Origin of the sequence: Neorhizobium sp. LjRoot104 (genome assembly GCF_964253725.1) — a bacterium.
In the GTDB taxonomy this organism is placed as follows: Bacteria; Pseudomonadota; Alphaproteobacteria; order Rhizobiales; family Rhizobiaceae; genus Neorhizobium.
In genome coordinates this window covers 97885-115118 of sequence record NZ_CAXURS020000003.1, presented here as the reverse complement: position 1 = coordinate 115118, position 17234 = coordinate 97885, and the positions used below count along the sequence as shown (strand labels likewise).

The window sequence follows — 17234 nt, the reverse complement described above, 5'->3', positions numbered from 1 at the left end:
TCACGGTAAACCTGACAATTCTCTTCGATTTGCGCAAATGATCTCATAGACCGCATAACCGTCAAGCAGTTTTTGGTTAACGGAAATTAACCATTTACGGCCGCTTAATTTCATGTGACATTTCATAGAGTTAATTCAATTGTCAGCTGACAACGGATTGCTTTGAGAATCCTCCTTATCATCTGACGGTCTCCGAGTTGGAGAGAATCGGTATGAAACAGAGGCATATTGCCTCCGTTTCGAACCTCGTCGCAACGACTGCCTTGGTGTTAGAGGGGACGCTAGGCCGCCTCGATATCCATTGCGCCTTGAAGGCCATGGAGATAATCCGCCACAGCCTGAGCCCTGGCGGCGGCTGTGACGATCGCCCGCTTATCCTGCTTGAGAACGGAGAGCCAGCTTTCCAGATAGGTCGCGGTGTTCTCGCGTGGATCGTGCTCAACGCCAAGGTCTGCGCATACGAAGGCCGCCGACATTTCCGCAACAAGCTCCTCCACGGCATAGGTTTCAGTGCCGAACCGGCCGGAAAGATCGCGATCCAAACGTTGTTTTGCGCCGGTCCAGTGACCGAGTTCGTGCAGAACAGTGCTGTAAAGATGGACTTCGCTTAGGAAGCGTTCACGCGCGGGCATCTCTATGTCGTCGGGACATGGACGATAGCAGGCGTGCTTGCCGCCGTAGGTAATCTTCGCGCCGGTTCGACCGATAAAGTCTTCGACATGCCTGAGGAGCGACATGGGGCCTTCCGGAATGTCTTCAACCGGGCTTTTGAACCGGTCGGGTAGGCCATCGATCTGCTCGACGTTGAAGACGGTGTAGCCCTTCAGGTACGGGATGCTCTTGTCGTCGGCTTCGTGCTCCTTCGGAGTGAAGGTCCCGTATTTGACGACGAGGGTTCCCTGTTCGCCCTTTCTGACCTGGCCTCCAAGATCCTGAGCCTGCCGGTAGGTCATCCAGGTGTTCTCGTCGTAGCCGGCGAGCTGGCTGGAAAGCCACAGCATGATCACGTTGATGCCGCGATAGGCTTCGCCGGTGGCGCGTTGCGGTACCGGCGAGCGGCGAACAGTTCCGCGCCAAGGGCGGATCCAGGGCTTCGTTCCTGCTTCCAGCTGCTCGATGATGGCATCCGTGATGCGCTGGTAGGTGTCCTTGCTCTGCATAGCCGCCTCCGTTTCGTTGGTTGACGGCAAAAAACGGAGATAGCCGAGACGAGCCCATGCACCCGGAGGGCCGCAACGGAGAGGAGGACCGCGAAGCGGTTGAATGGGGGAGGGGCTATCGTAGCTTGTCCGTCAATCACCCAACGAAACGGGAGACGGCAAACACAAGGGAGCAGGGACCGCTAACGGCGCTGCGGTTGCGGGTACTGCAACGGGTAGGAAGCCCGGCTAACGATCCCGGTCGTCCCGGTCGTTCTGCTGCTGACGGGTTGCCAGATGCTGCGCTTCGACGGCCTTGAGCTCTGCGTTGTGATTTGACGGCTGCGGCGCTTGTTCAGCCTTTTGCTCGACGCTCTGAGGCTGCGCTTGGGCCTCCTGCTCCGGCCGCCCCAAGGTTCTGAAGTCAGATCGGGCGGTGAACTTCACCTCTTCGTCGTCGGCCGGAATCCGCTCCGGAAGGTCGGCGCGATCGACAGCGATAATGCCGTTCTCGGTCACAAGGGTTGCAACGCGGTTGTCATGACCGAACACCTGGCCCTCGATCTCTTCGCCCGGGCGGGCAGTCCGAACATAATGCTCGAAGGGCTTCTCGCCGACCTGTTCCAGATCCACAAAAGCACCACGCAGCGCCTCGCGGCGGTTGGGGTCTATCGCATCCTCGATGACGTGCTTCAGGGCAGGGCTGGCAGGGTCATTTGTGGTGGCAATGGACGCTTCAATCATACGGGTTTTGCTGATCACGCTCATATCGATGTCGTGACCGTAATGCCGGCCCAGCTCCGTGATGAAGGTTTCCTGGGTCCTTCCGTTGCCTTCGCGAAATGGATGCACGTAGTTCAGTTCTGCCAGCGTTTTTGCGGCCCGCTCAACGAATTCTTCCCTGCTGGCGGCTCGTAGGGCCTGCGGATCGCTGATCGGCTTCAGCGCCTCATTCAGACCCATGTCTATACGCGCGCCATGTAGGAAAGACGTTCCGCCTTTTGAAAGGCCGCCAATCGGCTCGACACGAGCTCCGTCAACCACCGGGCTTTCGTTCCGGGTATGACCGGCCCATTCGTACACATCTTGGAATATGTGCCCGTGGATCGCCTTGAGATGAGCGGCATCAAAGTTCCTCTTCGGACCATCACCCTCAAGGATTTCCGAAATTCGGTCCTGCGTTGCACGGTACTCGACCGTGCGAAGCTCCGATTTGGATTCGATACCGAACTTGTTACGAAGCACGTTCTGGCGATCCGGATCGTCTGACGTGTTGGGATAAGTGTAGGAACCCTTGGGGTGTTCTTCAGCCATGCGTAAACCAACAAAAAGCCGTCTGCGCTAGCAGACGGCCTTGAGCCTCTTGAGACTTGAATGAAATGATCAGCCCCTGGGCTGCGGCAAGATGCGGGCGCGATACTCTTCGCGGGTGAGATCGCCGGCAACGTAAGCAGCGGTTGCCGCTTCGAGCAGGGCGTCGTCGCCCTGATAGCCTTGGCGAATGTTCATGGCGCGAGCCTGATCGGTGCTCTTCTTTCGAGCCGCTACTGCTTCCGGGGAGCGGTCGGGACGGGTAGAATGAATGTTCATCGACAAATCTCCATTACTGTTCAACCTAACACGAAAAGGGCCAAAAATCCAGCTATTTGGCGGATTTTCAGCCTTTTCGGGATGAGAGGCCCGGTCATAAGCCGGGCATCTCTGCGCAATCAATCGCGGGGTTCCCACTCGATGATTGCCTGAAGGGTCGGGTCGTCCTGGCCGGGGAACCGGCCCAGATTGGCGTTAAAGCCCATGCGCTTGATCGAGATCGTGTAGTAGCGCCTGCCTTCGCCGTTTTCTTTTTTCCAGATGCCGCCCACGTCGAGCTTGTGACCTGCGGGAGATGTTGCATAAACGCGGTGCGTCGGGGCTCTCTCGTTGGTGGAAGAAAAAGGCGTTACCGTGATTTCGAGGTCTCGCTCGATGGTGGAGATGAGGCCGGTACCATCTGCGGTTTCGATGTTGTCGCCGTTGAACTGGATGTAGTTGGTGATGTTTTTCATGGTGGTCACTCCTCTTTGGTGGTTGCGATGAGCGTTCACAAGGCACAGCGGAAAGCGGTGCGCACGGAGGCCGAAGCGCAGCGGAGGAGGCTGGAAGGGTGCCAAATTTGCTTCGCGAGGAAGCCGAAGGCGGGGAAATTTGGTGGACAGCCAGCTTTGCGCAAACCGCGTCGCTGTGCGAACGGGCATCAAGAGCAACCGCCATGGAGGGGTGTCTACTGAAAGCGTTTTCCAAACATCACCTGTACGACCAACAACAATAACCGCATATTCCTGCGCCAATATTATTCAACTCTCGCAAGCATACAACCAAAAACAAACGGCTTTTTGCTCTACGGGATAGCCAAATTGGCGCTACGAAAAGTGGATGTCGACGGTTCTAGATCCAATCGTCATTGGGCTACTGATGAGAATTGGAACGGCGATAATTGCTCGGCGCGTCGATCTCAGCCGCCCACTGGCCCAAACGTCTGCCTCGGGCGCTGTCTCAGGCCTGATGGTAAGCGTCAAGGGGCATTGAGTTCCCACGCGGTAGATATTGCAACAGGAGTCGCGCCTGGCCGGCTTTCACCATTTCAAGGCCGATATCAGTTTGCTGGATGAAGCACTGTCCGACTAGGCGACGGTATTGGTCCTCGTCGATGATGGTGCATGTCACATGCTTCCCGTCGATAAGGCGAGAAAGATAGCTGCGAGCCTCGACACCACACGCCCATTCGGCTCCATTCTTCCAGCCCTTTTGCGAGCGCTCGCAGGCGTCAATCGCCGCAATCCTGATCCGCTGCTGTCGAATGCTGAAGGTGTCACCATCGATCACGCGTGCTTGTCCGGAATAGTCGGCCGCGCTGGCAGGTTGTGAAAACACGAGAGCGAACAAAAGAGCCGAAAAAACGGGGTTTTTTCTCAATTTAAAGCCTCCATAGAGTTGCGGGCGGCAAGCCCGAAGACGGAACGCGAAAGATGAAGCTCACCGGATGCCGCCCGGTCCGTCATGGCGCGCAGATATCCTCCGGGCGAGCTGACTTCTTGGCGAGAATGTTTCTCGAACGTAACCGCGATGGCGATCGCGGCGACCTGCTGGCCCATTTGATCGACGGCGCGAAGCCTCGCGTCCTCTGAGATACCCGCCAAACGGCAAATCTGCGGGGCGAGGCGGGCGAGATCGGACCAGCTGCGTGGCGCGGTGATGAAATAGTCTTTCAACGATGGCGCCGCCCTCCACACATCATCAAGAGCAACAATCCCCTGCTGCGGGCGAGATTGCCCATTGTCTGGGTCGGATCCTCTCGGCAGGCTTTCTTCAAAAGCCCTCTTGCTGGCGTAGCCAGCTTTAAATGAATTGTGTTGTCCGGCTTTAGCCGGACGCCGTTCCTCTTTACTCAAGTCAAAGGGGTGGGGGTTTGTAATCTGTTTGTGCATGTCGTTTTCGACATTCGTGCATGTCATATTATCATGATCAGACACGCTCTCAGGACGCCTTGATGCCTGAACGGAGCGTCCAACAAGCCACTCCAACAGGCGCGCTGCCCGTCTCGAAACAACCGCGGGCGCTCTGCTGGCGATACCAACGAAAGCAGCGATACGGTCGATACGAGATGCAAGGCTCGCGAGTGCCGTTCCCGTCATATCGGCGGCATTCATCAGCGCGTAACGGGCGCTCCTGAGTGCGTCCCTGAAGCGGCGCGCTGCGGCGTCATTGGCGCGCTTCTCCTCACGCTTCTGCCGCACAAGGGCGTCGAGCTCACGGTAGCGGGCAATCAGCACACGCAAATCGATGCCACAAGCGTCCGAAATTTCACCTTCGCCGTCCCTGATCGGATAGCGCTTGAAATTCGCGCTGTCCTGCATGGTAAGGAGCCCGGCGTCGAACAACCTCGACAGGATACGGCTGACCCGCCCAGGCGAGCGGTTAATCTCGAACCCCAGCTGATTGTTGGACTTGAACACAATCGGTCGCCCGCCCTTGTCGAAGGCGTCGGCCCGGGCGGTATTGATGATCACTGTAAGGAGATGGCTTTCGGTACTGGTAATTAGGCCAGTGCATGGAAGGCTCTGTGACAACACTGCCAACTGGCCGCGCGTAACCGTTCCGACTTCCGTTGACTGTGCCAGTCGCCGGAACTGGGCTCTCTCCTTTGTCATTCTGCGGCCAGTCAGCCGCTTGTTCGTGAGGGTTTCCCTCATTTGTCCTGTCTCCTGTTCAAGGGACCAGACAAAGCTTCGCCGTTACCCGAAAAGGCGCTTTTCTTATTGACAGGGGAAGGGTGGTCTGCGAAAACAAATCTGCTTAATTATTTGGTTTTTTTGCAGACCGCTTCCGGGTTTTCTCGGGAGCGGTTTTCTCTTTTCTGGGCCTGCGTGTTCTCCAGACTTGGATTAAGAACGGTGCGAGCCGGAGCAGTAGGTGATTCCGGCTAGTTGCAATACATAGCTTGATTATCCAACTTGGCGCAAGATTTGAGCTCTTGTTCAGTTTCCATTCGCCATCGTTCGCGTTATTTCCCCGACAGAGGCTGCAAATCGCGGGTTCATCGTCATATTCACGTCCGCCTCAACTTGCCGATGCCTTACCAAATTGGCGCAGCTTCTCGATCAAGAGCACCTTTCGAAGGCTTTTGACCACGGGTGGGAAGGAGAGTTTGAGAGGAGGGGGCCTGGGCCTCCTCTCAACGGAGGGGCGCGGTTCGCGACGATCCGGCCCCTAAGAAGCGGGGGGTTTATCTCCGTATTGCACTAATTTTACGGACAACAGAACGCCCGCCTCTGGTGTCGAACCAAAGACGGGCGGGCGGTACAAACCAAGAATCAAACGGCTTAAACCTGTTCTTCGAAGAACGTGGGCGGAAGATCGAAAGCTTCCAGCGCCGTGTCAACTGCCGTTTGAACGTCACTCCAATCCACGTGCTCGGGATCGGACAGATACGCTTGAATCAATTGGCAGCAGCATTCCGCTGCTTTGGTAGGGTCGGGTAGGTGATCGAACATGACTTTGCCTCGTGACGTGAGGGGAGCCGGTCACGCTGGAGGACGTGACCGGCTGACAGCAGCGCGGCTATTCCGCTGCTATCGGGAAAGGTTGCTCATCTTCTGAACGGGGTTCAGTCTGTTCCTTCTCGGCCTTCTGATCAGGCGCGATCCGCACCAGCGACGGAAGCCAGTTGGACCCTTTGATGGCGGTTTCGGCAAAGGCCGCCGCCTCGGCCTTCTTCATACTTGCGATACGCGAAGCGAAATCAGCGCCTTTCACTTCCGCCACCGCCGCCTGAATGCCTGCGCGGTTCAGGCTCGAAAAGTAGCTTTCGGCTGTGGTCTCGAACCAGTCGGTCATATCAACATTTAGGGTGCGCCCGATCTGGTCGGCATGGGCGCATGCGTCCTTGCGGAAGCTATGTTTCGTCTCGACCGCGTTGAGCGTGTGCGCGGCGGCATAGGCCAGCAGTCCGAGAAGCTCCGACTGCGACTTTTCGAGAAGATGGTTCCATAGGTCTTCCGGCTCACCGGGGAGTTGATACCCGAAGTTTTCGGCAATCCGGTCCCATTCCTCGGTCGCCCGACTTGCATCCGGTCTTTTCATCGAACCTTGCAGACGCTCATGCGTCACGGCGATCTGCAATGCGGTCATCCCTCGTGAACGGCCATAGGTGCCGGGATAAACGAGATCGAGCAGCATGGCGTGAACGACGCTGACCAGAGCAACATCGGGATTGTTGGCAAGTTCGACGCGGAGCGCTGCGGTCTTTTGCGCTGTCAGGTCCTCGACCAGCACCGCAGAATGGACGATCTTCGGCGGGCCGACTTCCTCAACCTTTTCGGAAGCCTCGCATCCGCTATCGTCATCCTCCGTTTCCGCTTGCTCGGTCTGTTCGTCAGCACCCGGCTTGCGGATGCCAACGGCAATATCCGCCCTGCCGTAATAGTCCAAGGAAACGACCACCCCGCTTTTAGCCTTGTCCTCGTCGGAAAAGACTTCCTGCATCGCGTCCAGTTCATCCAGTCGTGCGCTGATGGCGTCGATGCGCTCGGAATGGCTTTCCTCGCCCTCGTCACGGTCCATAAGCTCAACGAGTTCATCGTGCTCGGCGCACAGGCGCAAACGTTCCGATTGTTCGTCAGGGGAAAGCTCGATCTGCTTCGGATAGACGCGAGGGACGCCGAAAATCCAGTCAGGCCGCTGCATATAGGTTTCGACAAATTTCCAACCCTGCGACAAAAACGGCTCCGCTACCGCTGTCAGCTTCTCGCTGACCAGCTTTTCAACCAATATTACGTCGATCGCGAACCCGCCGCCTTGCGCGTCGAACAGGTCACGGCGCACCGCGCCTCCTGCCTGCTCATAGACATCAAGGCCGCCAATGAACTTGATACGCTTGTCGCTTCCGGCAATTTCGTCTGTCATCAGTGCCGACTTGATCCGCGACACATCGCGGCTCCAGCGATCAAGAGACTCCCACACTTGTTCCTGACGCTCGTGATCATCGCAGACCGTGAAGGCGGTTAGCTGCTCAAACGTCATTTCGTCGTGGCGAAACAGGTCCAGCAAGACCGGCGAGACCTTCGCCAAGGCCAAACGGCGACGAACGATGACTTCGGTAACACCGAACCGCGCAGCGATATCCGCGATGGCCTTGCCCTCGTTGACCATGACCTGAAACGCCACATACTGGTCCACAGGGTGCATTTCCTCACGCTGCACGTTCTCGGTCAGGCTAAGCTCTGTGGCCTCGTCGGCGGTCTTTACGATGGCGTTCACGGCATAATCGGCCGCGATCTGGCCGCGCTCGGCAAGGAGCAAGAGCGCAGCCCGCCGACGACCGCCCGCCGTAACGAAATAGCGACCCTTGGAAGCCTTGCGCACGACGATATTCTGAACCACGCCATTGGCGAGAATGGACGCTGCGAGGCTTTCGACGCCCTCGGCCTTGTAGGTTTTACGGACGTTTTTCGGGTCCGTATCAAGCTTGCTAAGCGGAATGCTGACAATCTCGGTCATAGGTCAATCTCCAAAGTTTTCCCGGTTCCCTTGGGAGCAAGCCCCGCTAGTGGGCGAAGCCTCTGCCTACGTTCCGTAGGATGTGCCCCCACATCCGGCGGAACGAAGGGGGAGGGCGCAGCCCGCTCCCGTCAGGGGGTGGAGCGGGTCATGGGTCCGGAGGAGGGAAAAACGGAAGGTTCGCCGGCTGGGCGGTGAAAGCCGTTTTTCCAGACGAGGGACAGCGCTTGCGCGCTTGCCCATTGGCGCGATACGCGACCTGTCGTAAGAGCGGACAGGTATGAAAAATCGTGCGTCCGCTTCTCGGACGCTCATTCTGGAAGTGAACCGGCCAGCCGGTTCCCAGGATCGATCTGCCCGCTGCGCTCCGAGTGTTGGGCGCTCCGCTTCACGGGCAGATCTGGTTCAACGTCGATTAGCGCAATGAGAAAGAGCACCGTGCCGAGCGCCGCTCGGCGTGCCGATAGGCGCCTGCTCGTCGCGACGAGCCAAACGAACGATGAAGAGTATCGGAGCTTTCAGCATAGCGACGGCCGTTCTTCACGCCGGGAAAGCGGGAATTCTCGACGCGCTTTTGCCGGGGAAAAGGAAGACGTAGGAGGCTTAGCTTGCGCCGCGAAGCGGAAGCCGGGACCGACTTCGTCCGGCAAAAACGCACCGCCTATCTTAATGATCGAGGAGAATTATGACGCTCAATGAAGTAAGAGATCTGGTACGCACCGGAATTTTTGAGGACTAGTTTATTTAAGATGCCAGGCTTCAAACGGAGTTACTTGCTTTTGCATAATCTGCAAACGTACGTGTCAGGCTAGATAGGTCAATATAGAGGTACAGGTCGCGCCGGCATGAGTAAGCCGCGCCCCGCAGGGCGCGGCTTTGCCTCATTGAGCCTTGTTGGCGTTTCCGGCCTTGCTATCGAGCTCGACCTGATAGGTGAACTCGACCTTGGCGAGGAGCGGAAGCATGATGGCGATGGAGAACTTTAGTTGGCCCTTATGGGCCAACTTCGCGATTTGCCGGTTGATGAACTGGCGAAGGCGACGGCCGGTTTTCTGGCAGAAGGTTACGAGCGTTTTCATGAGGTGATCCTCCTTGGTGGTTGTGCGTAATCGCGAAGCTCGAATACGGCTGGAACCGCCGAGTGCATCGCGCAGCGATCGCAACGGAGCAAAGCGGGGAGGAGAACCCCTTGGGGTTGCACGCAAAGGCGGGGCTTGCCGTATCGTGCGCAGCATTAGATTACGTACAGCCACCAAGAAGAGACCGCTAAACGCGGCCTTCGTAGCCCCGGCCGTCCCCTTTGCCTTCAACCGGCAAATCGCGATCCGACCGCAAGGGCGGATCTCCTCGCCATCAGGCTGCAGCGTGGTGGACACACATCAAGACGTCTCCGGCCGGAAACGCCAACAAGCCTCAATGAGGCCGACCCACTTGCGGGGCGTCCATCGTGCGGGGGAAGGGGAGTTTGAGGGGAGGGGCCGAAGGGGGCTCCCCTCATAGCACTTGCCGGCCGCTCAACGCGGTCAGCGGGTGCGCGCGGCAGGCATGACTGTGGAACTGATCAGCGCGACAGGAACCTGCTCAAGCTTAGGCCAGCCAGCAGGATGTAAGGCGGAATACCGAGTGAATAATGCCCGCAGTTCAGTTCCAGGATGTGGGGCGAAGCGCCGACACTTTCGAGCCTCTGCATAAATCGGGCTGAGAGATCGGGTAAAACGACTGTGTCTCGTTTCGCGAGGACGATGTGAAGCCTCAAGTCTGGTCGCGCTAGGTTTTGCGCGTAGTTCTCCAGATTGAGCGGTCCCCACGCTCTTCTGAGATCGTTCAGCTCCATATGGGGCGCAAGGCTCTCTTGAATGGATCGTGTCGCGCGCCCTGTCCAAACCATATCCGCGAGGCTACCGGCTGTCAGAAACAGCGAGGCTTTCGACACGGCGGGCTCGTGCGCCGTGATCAATCCTGCGGCCCAAGAGCCCAGGCTCATGCCGAGAACCGAAATCTCGCGGTAGCCTTCGCTTTTCAGCCAGCCAATGATTTTCCGTCCGTCGAAAACGGCTTGCCTCATGGACTGGAGCGTTCGCCCGAGATTGGCGCTGAGGATGTAGTCGGCATACAGCGAGCCGGGACGGCTGCGCTCGAAATGATAGGGCATCGCGATCTCGATCACGGTGATGCCGCGCTTTGAAAACAACGTCGCGATCTGAGCATTGCGGGCGTCAGCATTCCAGTGATGGAAGATCACCAATGCCTTTTTGCTGGACGCGCTTTCCGTGATTTTTGCCCAGACGATATTGTTCTCGTCAACGTCCGTCGCGATGTCGGACGGGAACTTGAGCCATCCGTCTGTTCGGTCAAAGCCGTCAACGCTCCCGCTCGGTCGCTCAAAGAAACTTGGATCGGAAGCGGCGCTGTCTGCAAGCAAACAAAATTCTTCCAGAGACGCGGTATTCTTCGCGCCGGGAAAGGCGCGATCGGCGTCGATCACGAAAGGCGTTGTCTTCTTGGCCTCGTCACCGCTCTGCGCGCGCCGCTCATCCCAACGATCGAGCCAGCTATGAAACACGTTGATCGCTTTCTATTTCGTCTGCGCGCCACCGCCCGAGCTCCGGATCGAAGAGAGCGTATGTCGCAAGCAGGGTTGCGATACCAAGGAGGATCGAGAAGCCGTCAAAGGCATCGATCAGCATGTAGGTTGCAAAGAGCAACGCGACGACCGCCGACATTCGCCAAAGCGGCATGTGGAAGCGCCTTGCAAACCGAACGGACCCGAACAGGAAGCCTACACAGGAGGAAATTGCCACCAGCAAACTGCTAAAATGCGTTGGCATTCTATAGTGGAAGCCATTGCGGCCATTGGCATAGCCGTCAATGACAACAGAGCTATCGTTTACGAGCCACGTCACGATGTCCTTGCCGTTCGAGGCAAGGTAGGCGCTTTGCAGCTTCATGCAGATGGCGACCAGAATACCAACGGTGGTGCACCGGAATATTCCCTCCATCACTCTCAGGGCAATTGCCCCGGCATCCCGCTGAAACTCATCAGGCCGAAGCTGTGTGGCGCCTTCAATCGTCCAGAGGTCATGCAGGATCGTATGGAGTAGGATCAGCCCTGCGAACAGAAGATAGAAGCAGAGGCACATGTAGAGATAGGCGAGCCCTGTGAAGACGATCGACATTGGCACCGAGACCACCTCAGGGCGAATGAGCGCCAACGTGCCCCAACTTATCGCGTAATCGCCCTTCCCCTTCAGCAGCGGCATCAGATCCACTGCGATCCACTGGAAGATACCCGCGAAGGGAATGCAGATAACGAAAACGGCCCAATAGGAGTACGAATAGGCCTTGAGGTGATGTTCCCAATCGCGGTTGCTCCGAATCCTGTCACCATGGCCTGCCAGCACCATCCGGCCATTGTTTTTCCAGTAAACCAGAAGCTCCGTGACCAGCACGAAAAACACGGGCAGGAGGACCATGAACAGAAAGGTCCAGTTGGGTGCCCAAAGGAACCCGACCTGCTTAACAATGCCATCGGCCCGGGTGTAGATCGCGCTGTGTATGCCGAGTATATAGGCCAGGAACCCGAGAGCCGACGCGCCGGCGAAGACCGAGGCGGGCAGATTCAGGGGCGAGCCGCGCGTGAAAACCGCTTCCGACATTCGGCCGAGACTGAAGGGCGGCTTTTGGGTCTGCGCATCGCCTTGCGCCGCATAGACGATTTCGACGGCCTCGAGATCGGCTAGAGGAACATCAGGAATGCGATTGAGACGGCTGTCTGCTTTTTTGGAATCCCGCCTCTTGGCGACCAATCGGGATTGAGCCGCGCTGAGCTCCATCTGCCATTCGCTCGTCGCTTGCTTATCAGCGCATCCGAAAACCCTCGCAAGCCAGCGAATGTTGGCCGCGCTCACACCCTTGTCGTTCTCCTGAAACCAGAGCTGTACCGTTCGCAAATCGACGCCGACATGATTGGAATCTATCTGCGAAATCGCTTCGGCCAGAAGCTCCGGCGTCCACGGACCCGATGGAAAGCCGTCGCTGTCCAGCGGACGTCCAGCCCCCGCAGCGGCAAGGTCCTTGAACAGTTCCTTGAAGTCACGCCCATCCTTGGGAGGCGCGATGAAAAACTTTCCGTTCTTCTCCAAAGGCTTACAGGCCCTGATTTCGTTTCGTTTCGTGGAACTTCGTAGTGTATCGTGCCTTCATCCGCAAGCAGTGGTCTACGCTTGAACGCTCATAGATCAGTGAGTTGTTCAGCCATGATAGATATGTCGTCATCCGATCCACGTTCATTCCATCATCGCACGCACAAGGCCCTTGTGTGCAAGGAGACCCTTGAGGCATGCCTTGAGGAGTTGATTGATCAGCACATCGCCACGCTCCACGCGATGGCAGGCGCCGGTCATTCTGACGACGCTCTGATGAGGCAAGAAGCGGAAAGCCGACAAGCAATCCTCCATTACAGGCCGCAGGGTGAGAGCGAGGTGAATGAGAAGCTGACCTATATCGCAGCTTACATTCTGAAAACCGGCAATGTTTTGACGCCCAAGGAAATGGATTTGCTCCTCGGAGCTCCACGCCGGATGTGAAATTCCCCTCGTCGTGGCTGACCTTAATCGATCACGTCCAACACTTCGTGGTCGATGACAGCGGCCTCAAAGCCCGAATTGAAAAGAAGCAGCAGATTTTCCCTGTTCATGGGGGCGAGGACAAGCTTCTCGATCTGGACAGGTGTCCACTCAGTTTCGCCCTGACGCACGATGTCTTCTCGGAGCTGTAGCGCGTCCTCCTTCGCAGGTTCATATGTGTCGAAGATATCAAAGCCTGCGTCGTCATCTTTCCAGCGTCGTTCGCCTTCGGCCCATCGGCATGGAGAATATGTGTAGAAAATCTGCGATACATCTTCAGACATGAACACCTCGCGCGTTGCTATTGACGGTCACCAGCCAAGATCGGTCTCGGCAAAGTCGTTGCCCTTGTAGGCAATCTTGGTGCGGTAGGCTCTGGCACAAGCATACGTGAAGCAATCGCCCATATTGAGCTTTGCAGGATGATTGACGATCTTCCCGAACTGCTGCGCGGCGTCCAGCGCCTTCCAGCCCACATCGCCGGAAATCATCGCCTCCTTGGCTTCAAGGTCGGCAAAGAACTGATCGACCATCCTGCGCGCTGTCGCGAGCATGTCAGGGGTCGCAGGCCGGTCGCGGCCTGTCGCTTCGGCCATGCGCCGCGTCAGCGAAAGCGAGGCTTCCATGCGAACCACGGCCGACACGTAAAAGGGGCCGTCATGCTGCTCAAGCCGCTGCATTAGCTCGCCCGCATCGTCTTCGCCGGCAAGGATCGCAACGGCCACGGAAGCGTCAACGAACAGCATCAGTCTTCGCCCCACATTTCATCGGTTTCGCGTTTGTGATCCCCCGGCGCAAAGGGTCCGGCATCCCGCGCCATCGCGAGGGACTTAGCCAGACGCTCGCGCATGGGCAAGCTGCCCTTGCGGCTGGCGATCTCTCGCCTAAGCGCTGTTTTCACGGCATCAACCTTGGATGTCTTGGTCAAGCGGATTAGCTCTTCAGTGAGCGTATCGACTTCCGGATCTTTGATGTAGAGCGGCATGATACATATCCTTTCGAGGATATTATAATATCCCGGATTGCATATGCTCGCAAGGGTTTCGAGATCTTTCCGGGGGAATCGTCGCGTTGCCCGTTACGTGGCCTCGCAGCGTCTCAGCGGTGCAACTTTAAGAACGTCTTGAACTACATCGTAATTAAGCACGGACTCCCGCACAAGCGGGGTCGTGCGAGCATCTGAAAGGTCCATGACATGATGTCACTCCCGGCCATCATCGGCATTTCGGCAGGCGCGGCGGGCGTGGTTGCGTTCAGCCGCAAGAAGCAGCCGCAAAGCCTACTCAAAAAGATCGGCTTCTTTTTTCTTGCTTTCATCGGCACGGTCGTCGTCATGCTGGCCGTCAATTTTGCTCTCTTCTACGCGGCCCAGACCTGAAAAGACCGGGTGGGAGGGGAGCCCGAGGGGAGGGGCAAGGGCTCCCCTCGTTCGGACCTGGGCCGCTCGATGCGGCACGGGTCCGACCTGCGAAAACGGGTATGGGGCCAGTCTGGCAAAACCGGCCCCTAAACATCAGCTTCGATTGCTCGGTTAGCGAACGATCCCAAGTCGCTCGCCGATGCTGGGCGGCGTCGGCGTCCCGCCTTCCTTCGTCAGGGCTATGATGACATCATGGGTCAGCCCGTGAACTTCATACCCCTCTGAGCGGGCCGCATCGATGATCGATTCAAGGCTCGGATACTCTTCAAGAAAGCCGCCAAGCCATAGCGCGCAAGCGTCCGTCGCCTCGTCGGGGAACGCCTGCAGAAAGAACGTGCGCAACGGCGGGTCAAAACCGATTACGGCGCTTTCATCGGTCTGAAGGTCTGATTTTACGGTGATAGGATATCGGCTCAATGTCGGTCCTCCTGATGAAAGGGCCGCGCGCTCGGCGCGGCCAAGGGTTATTTGAACAGCGGCATTGTCCGCTTGTTTTTCAATTCGGCGCGGTCGGCGTCAAAACGGTAGCCGTCCCAATCCTTCCACGGTTCCCAGCCTGTCGCGGTTGCGCGCCCATACCAGACGCGCAACCGCACCTGACCGCCTTGCAGTTCTCCGACGATCTCGACGGTATGGCTCCCGCCAAGACCGGACGGAACATCGAACACCTCGACGCTGCGGCGGGTCGCCTGCATTGGCGCAGGCTTTCCCTCGCATTCGTCGCAGAGGTCTTCCCCCCGTGCGCCTTTCTCGCTTTCCCAGAAGCTGCCACCACAGCGTTTGCAAACAGAGTGCGTCATGGTTGCCCCCTAGAACCGGAAGTGGGCATAAAGCCCTGATTGGCTCGGTGACTGGCAAGCGCGTAGGCGCAAGCCTGCACCACGTAATCCGCGTACCGGCCTAGCGGCCAACCTTCCGAACGGGCGACGATATCGGCGGTCAGATCCTCGTCGCTCGTGCCAACATGCATATTTCCGACGATCCAGCGGAGCTGCGCAACGGGAATGCGCGCGTCATGTGGCACCGGCAGAACGGAAATCAGTCCGTTTCTAAGGCTCGCGCCTTCGCCAGCTGCCTTTCCCTCCTTCTCGGTCGGGAAATAGGCTTTGACCAGATCGCGGCGCTGCGCGTCGGCTGCACATATGAACGCGTGCCCCTTGTCCTCAGTCGTATAGAGGCCCCAATCGGCAGCATTGCCGCCGAACATCGGGTCGCCCTTGCTGCAAAACTCCATGACGGTAAAAATCCGCTCGGTCATGTCATCAATCCTCGATGGGTTGGGAGGATCAAGCGGCGCTAGCGCCGCTGATCTTGCTCAAGACGGTTTTGACGGCATAGCGTCCCGCCTCGTTAAGGTGACGCTGCCACGCGCCTTGCGAGGGCGACCAACGGAAGCCATGAGATTTGAGAATGCGGCGGGCTTCCTCGTCGGGTTTGCCGGGAAAAATCATCTGGATGCGGGCTATTTCGGTGTTTTCCTTCACCTCCACGGCTCCCGCCTCCGTCCCGACTTCCTCCGACCTGTCGCCGCGCTTCTTCATCGCCGCGAGGCGCGCTAGGCGCTGCTGCATGCGGCGAAGCTCGACGCGGGTGTTGGTGGTGCAAAAGCCGCGCCTGCTCTGCCACGGCGCAATCGTGATGCCCCGTGCCGCCTGCTCTTCCTGCAAGCCGGTCTCCGACACCACGCGAGCCAATATGTCGGCTTCGCTGGCATGGTCCTTTTCCATCCGGCGAATAATGGCGTTGGCGCGTTTCATCCTGTCGATGGACAAGGCCAGGTCCTCGATGCGCGATGCGATCCGCTGCAACGCTTCGGGGTCGCCGGAGCGGATCGGCTCGCCGTCCGCTCCGTGCGGGTATGCCTTGCGCCTGATTGCTTTGCGGGCATTTTCCGCATGGGCGGCGATATCAGCACGGCGGGCGTCGGAAACCCGCATGCGCTTTTCGTTGCGAGCAACGGGAAAGCGGGCAGGGCCGGTTATCATCCAGTTGGCGCAACGGCTTTCCGCTGCCCAATATTTGCGAGTGACGTCAATGTGCCGTCGCGTGAAAGCCTCGATTTCGGGACCGGGAATAGGGGTCGCGGCCTCCGTCCAAAGGTCCATGGCATAATTGGCAAAATCGTTCAGCCGCTGGGCCAGCGCCTCAAGTTCGCGGTCTGCGCGACGTTCGGGCGAGTGGGTGAGCCAGCTGAAATTATGCTCGATGTCCTTCGCCGCGATCTTGGCGGCGAAGGTGTCTGCTACGATTTCTAGATGACGGTCGGCGGCTTCCCGCTCGAAGAATGCAACGGTGATGCTCATTTCTTCACTCCCGCCATGACGGTGGGCATGGTGCGAGTGATCCGCGTTTGCAGGCCGGTCAGAAAACCGGCAAGGATAACCCCCTTCATGGTCGTCTCATCGATTGACGCAAAAACCGGATCAAGCACCGGCTTGCAGACGGTGAACCGTTTGGCGGCGTCCTCGATGGTGATTTGGAGAGGCGTGAAGTGTTCTCCGTTTTGCGCACCGACAAGGACAATTTTCCCGGCCAATGGCTGCGGGTATCCATCTGCGATGGTGAAGGATGTTAGTCCGTCCTGTAACCCGTCCTCATCGATGACAAGCACATGGTGGCTATCGAACGGCACCACCTGAACCAGTTCGCATCCAATCAAGGTATAGGTTTGAGCAAAGGCGCTGCGCGCATCGATCTCGACGGTTTGAATGGTCCCCGCCTCCGGGTCCAGCAAGTAAACGGTTGCTGTTTTGGTCATGTCTAGCCCTTCCATTTCCGCGAAGCGGTCACTCATGCCCCTCGTGGGCAGGAGCCCCGCTCCTGCTCCCGAGTTCGCGCGGAGCAGCGGGAGAGAGGGTGGCAAGGGAATAAAACGGAGGGGGTTCGCCCGCCCGAAGGCGAAGACGAAGGGTCGGCGCGTAAGCGGCGATCCTGCACGGAGCGCAAAGCGCGAAGGAAGGACGGGGATACCGTTTTTTCGCTTGCGAGGGAGAGAGGGCAGCGCTCCTCTTTCCC

General features: G+C 58.0%; 20 protein-coding genes and 1 pseudogene. 2 read left to right on the top strand and 19 right to left on the bottom strand.

Translation table 11 applies throughout. The features are described from left to right. Positions 1–281: 281 nt before the first annotated feature. The 11 genes and pseudogenes from ACSQ8R_RS32265 to ACSQ8R_RS32215 all read right to left on the bottom strand — a co-directional run bounded on the left by ACSQ8R_RS32265 (position 282) and on the right by ACSQ8R_RS32215 (position 12316). Positions 282–1160: an ArdC family protein gene (locus ACSQ8R_RS32265; RefSeq protein ID WP_436257449.1), complete on the bottom strand. Its 879-nt coding sequence runs from the start codon at positions 1158–1160 to the stop codon at positions 282–284. 228 nt (positions 1161–1388) lie between these two features. Then, positions 1389–2453: a Fic/DOC family protein gene (locus ACSQ8R_RS32260; RefSeq protein WP_436257448.1), complete on the bottom strand. Its 1065-nt coding sequence runs from the start codon at positions 2451–2453 to the stop codon at positions 1389–1391. Between the two features lie 69 nt (positions 2454–2522). Then, complete coding sequence (locus tag ACSQ8R_RS32255) at positions 2523–2729, bottom strand: hypothetical protein (protein WP_436257447.1); 207 nt, start codon at positions 2727–2729, stop codon at positions 2523–2525. A 119-nt stretch (positions 2730–2848) separates the two neighbouring features. Next, positions 2849–3184, bottom strand: a complete 336-nt coding sequence (locus ACSQ8R_RS32250; RefSeq protein ID WP_436257456.1) for a DUF736 family protein — start codon at positions 3182–3184, stop codon at positions 2849–2851. A 400-nt stretch (positions 3185–3584) separates the two neighbouring features. After that, a pseudogene (locus ACSQ8R_RS32245) lies at positions 3585–4091 on the bottom strand (thermonuclease family protein). After that, entirely contained in the window at positions 4088–5368 is a 1281-nt protein-coding gene (gene repC, locus ACSQ8R_RS32240; protein ID WP_436257446.1) for a plasmid replication protein RepC, read from the bottom strand. Before repC ends, ACSQ8R_RS32245 begins: the two are co-directional and overlap by 4 nt. Positions 5369–5998: 630 nt before the next feature. Continuing rightward, positions 5999–6169, bottom strand: coding sequence for a hypothetical protein (locus tag ACSQ8R_RS32235; RefSeq protein WP_436257445.1), 171 nt, complete (start codon positions 6167–6169; stop codon positions 5999–6001). A gap of 67 nt (positions 6170–6236) precedes the next feature. After that, a complete protein-coding gene (locus tag ACSQ8R_RS32230; protein ID WP_436257444.1) occupies positions 6237–8174 on the bottom strand; it encodes a ParB/RepB/Spo0J family partition protein in 1938 nt (645 codons plus the stop codon). An 881-nt stretch (positions 8175–9055) separates the two neighbouring features. Then, on the bottom strand, positions 9056–9253 hold the full coding sequence (locus ACSQ8R_RS32225; RefSeq protein WP_436257443.1) for a hypothetical protein: 198 nt from the start codon (positions 9251–9253) through the stop codon (positions 9056–9058). A gap of 482 nt (positions 9254–9735) precedes the next feature. Further along, the gene (locus tag ACSQ8R_RS32220; RefSeq protein ID WP_436257442.1) at positions 9736–10737 is read right to left on the bottom strand and encodes an alpha/beta fold hydrolase; all 1002 of its coding nucleotides are present in this window, start codon (positions 10735–10737) and stop codon (positions 9736–9738) included. Beyond that, positions 10727–12316 (bottom strand): RcgA family putative transporter, encoded by a 1590-nt coding sequence (locus tag ACSQ8R_RS32215; RefSeq protein WP_436257441.1) that lies wholly within the window; start codon positions 12314–12316, stop codon positions 10727–10729. Before ACSQ8R_RS32215 ends, ACSQ8R_RS32220 begins: the two co-directional genes overlap by 11 nt. A 114-nt stretch (positions 12317–12430) precedes the next feature. On the opposite strand from ACSQ8R_RS32215, the gene ACSQ8R_RS32210 reads away from it, so the two are divergent. Then, positions 12431–12760 (top strand): hypothetical protein, encoded by a 330-nt coding sequence (locus ACSQ8R_RS32210; RefSeq protein ID WP_436257440.1) that lies wholly within the window; start codon positions 12431–12433, stop codon positions 12758–12760. Between the two features lie 23 nt (positions 12761–12783). On the opposite strand, the gene ACSQ8R_RS32205 is transcribed toward ACSQ8R_RS32210, so the two are convergent. From ACSQ8R_RS32205 to ACSQ8R_RS32195, 3 genes are read right to left on the bottom strand one after another with little or no spacing between them, the layout of a single operon-like run. Further along, positions 12784–13083: a hypothetical protein gene (locus tag ACSQ8R_RS32205; protein WP_436257439.1), complete on the bottom strand. Its 300-nt coding sequence runs from the start codon at positions 13081–13083 to the stop codon at positions 12784–12786. A gap of 27 nt (positions 13084–13110) precedes the next feature. Further along, positions 13111–13545, bottom strand: a complete 435-nt coding sequence (locus ACSQ8R_RS32200; RefSeq protein WP_436257438.1) for a type II toxin-antitoxin system VapC family toxin — start codon at positions 13543–13545, stop codon at positions 13111–13113. Next, positions 13545–13784 carry a type II toxin-antitoxin system VapB family antitoxin gene (locus ACSQ8R_RS32195; RefSeq protein WP_012653071.1) on the bottom strand — a complete coding sequence of 80 codons (240 nt, stop codon included), beginning with the start codon at positions 13782–13784 and terminating at the stop codon, positions 13545–13547. The genes ACSQ8R_RS32200 and ACSQ8R_RS32195 overlap by 1 nt, the downstream gene beginning before the upstream one ends. A 210-nt stretch (positions 13785–13994) precedes the next feature. On the opposite strand from ACSQ8R_RS32195, the gene ACSQ8R_RS32190 reads away from it, so the two are divergent. Beyond that, positions 13995–14177 carry a hypothetical protein gene (locus tag ACSQ8R_RS32190; protein ID WP_436257437.1) on the top strand — a complete coding sequence of 61 codons (183 nt, stop codon included), beginning with the start codon at positions 13995–13997 and terminating at the stop codon, positions 14175–14177. A gap of 153 nt (positions 14178–14330) precedes the next feature. Here ACSQ8R_RS32190 and ACSQ8R_RS32185 read toward each other — a convergent pair whose 3' ends face one another. From ACSQ8R_RS32185 to ACSQ8R_RS32165, 5 genes are all read right to left on the bottom strand, one after another. Continuing rightward, positions 14331–14636: a hypothetical protein gene (locus ACSQ8R_RS32185; RefSeq protein WP_436257436.1), complete on the bottom strand. Its 306-nt coding sequence runs from the start codon at positions 14634–14636 to the stop codon at positions 14331–14333. 47 nt (positions 14637–14683) lie between these two features. Then, a complete protein-coding gene (locus tag ACSQ8R_RS32180; protein ID WP_436257435.1) occupies positions 14684–14914 on the bottom strand; it encodes a hypothetical protein in 231 nt (76 codons plus the stop codon). A gap of 101 nt (positions 14915–15015) precedes the next feature. Next, the gene (locus ACSQ8R_RS32175; protein ID WP_436257434.1) at positions 15016–15477 is read right to left on the bottom strand and encodes a hypothetical protein; all 462 of its coding nucleotides are present in this window, start codon (positions 15475–15477) and stop codon (positions 15016–15018) included. Positions 15478–15505: 28 nt separating this feature from the next. After that, entirely contained in the window at positions 15506–16522 is a 1017-nt protein-coding gene (locus ACSQ8R_RS32170; RefSeq protein WP_436257433.1) for a hypothetical protein, read from the bottom strand. Next, positions 16519–17013, bottom strand: a complete 495-nt coding sequence (locus tag ACSQ8R_RS32165; RefSeq protein WP_436257432.1) for a DUF3846 domain-containing protein — start codon at positions 17011–17013, stop codon at positions 16519–16521. The genes ACSQ8R_RS32170 and ACSQ8R_RS32165 overlap by 4 nt, the downstream gene beginning before the upstream one ends. Positions 17014–17234: the final 221 nt, after the last annotated feature.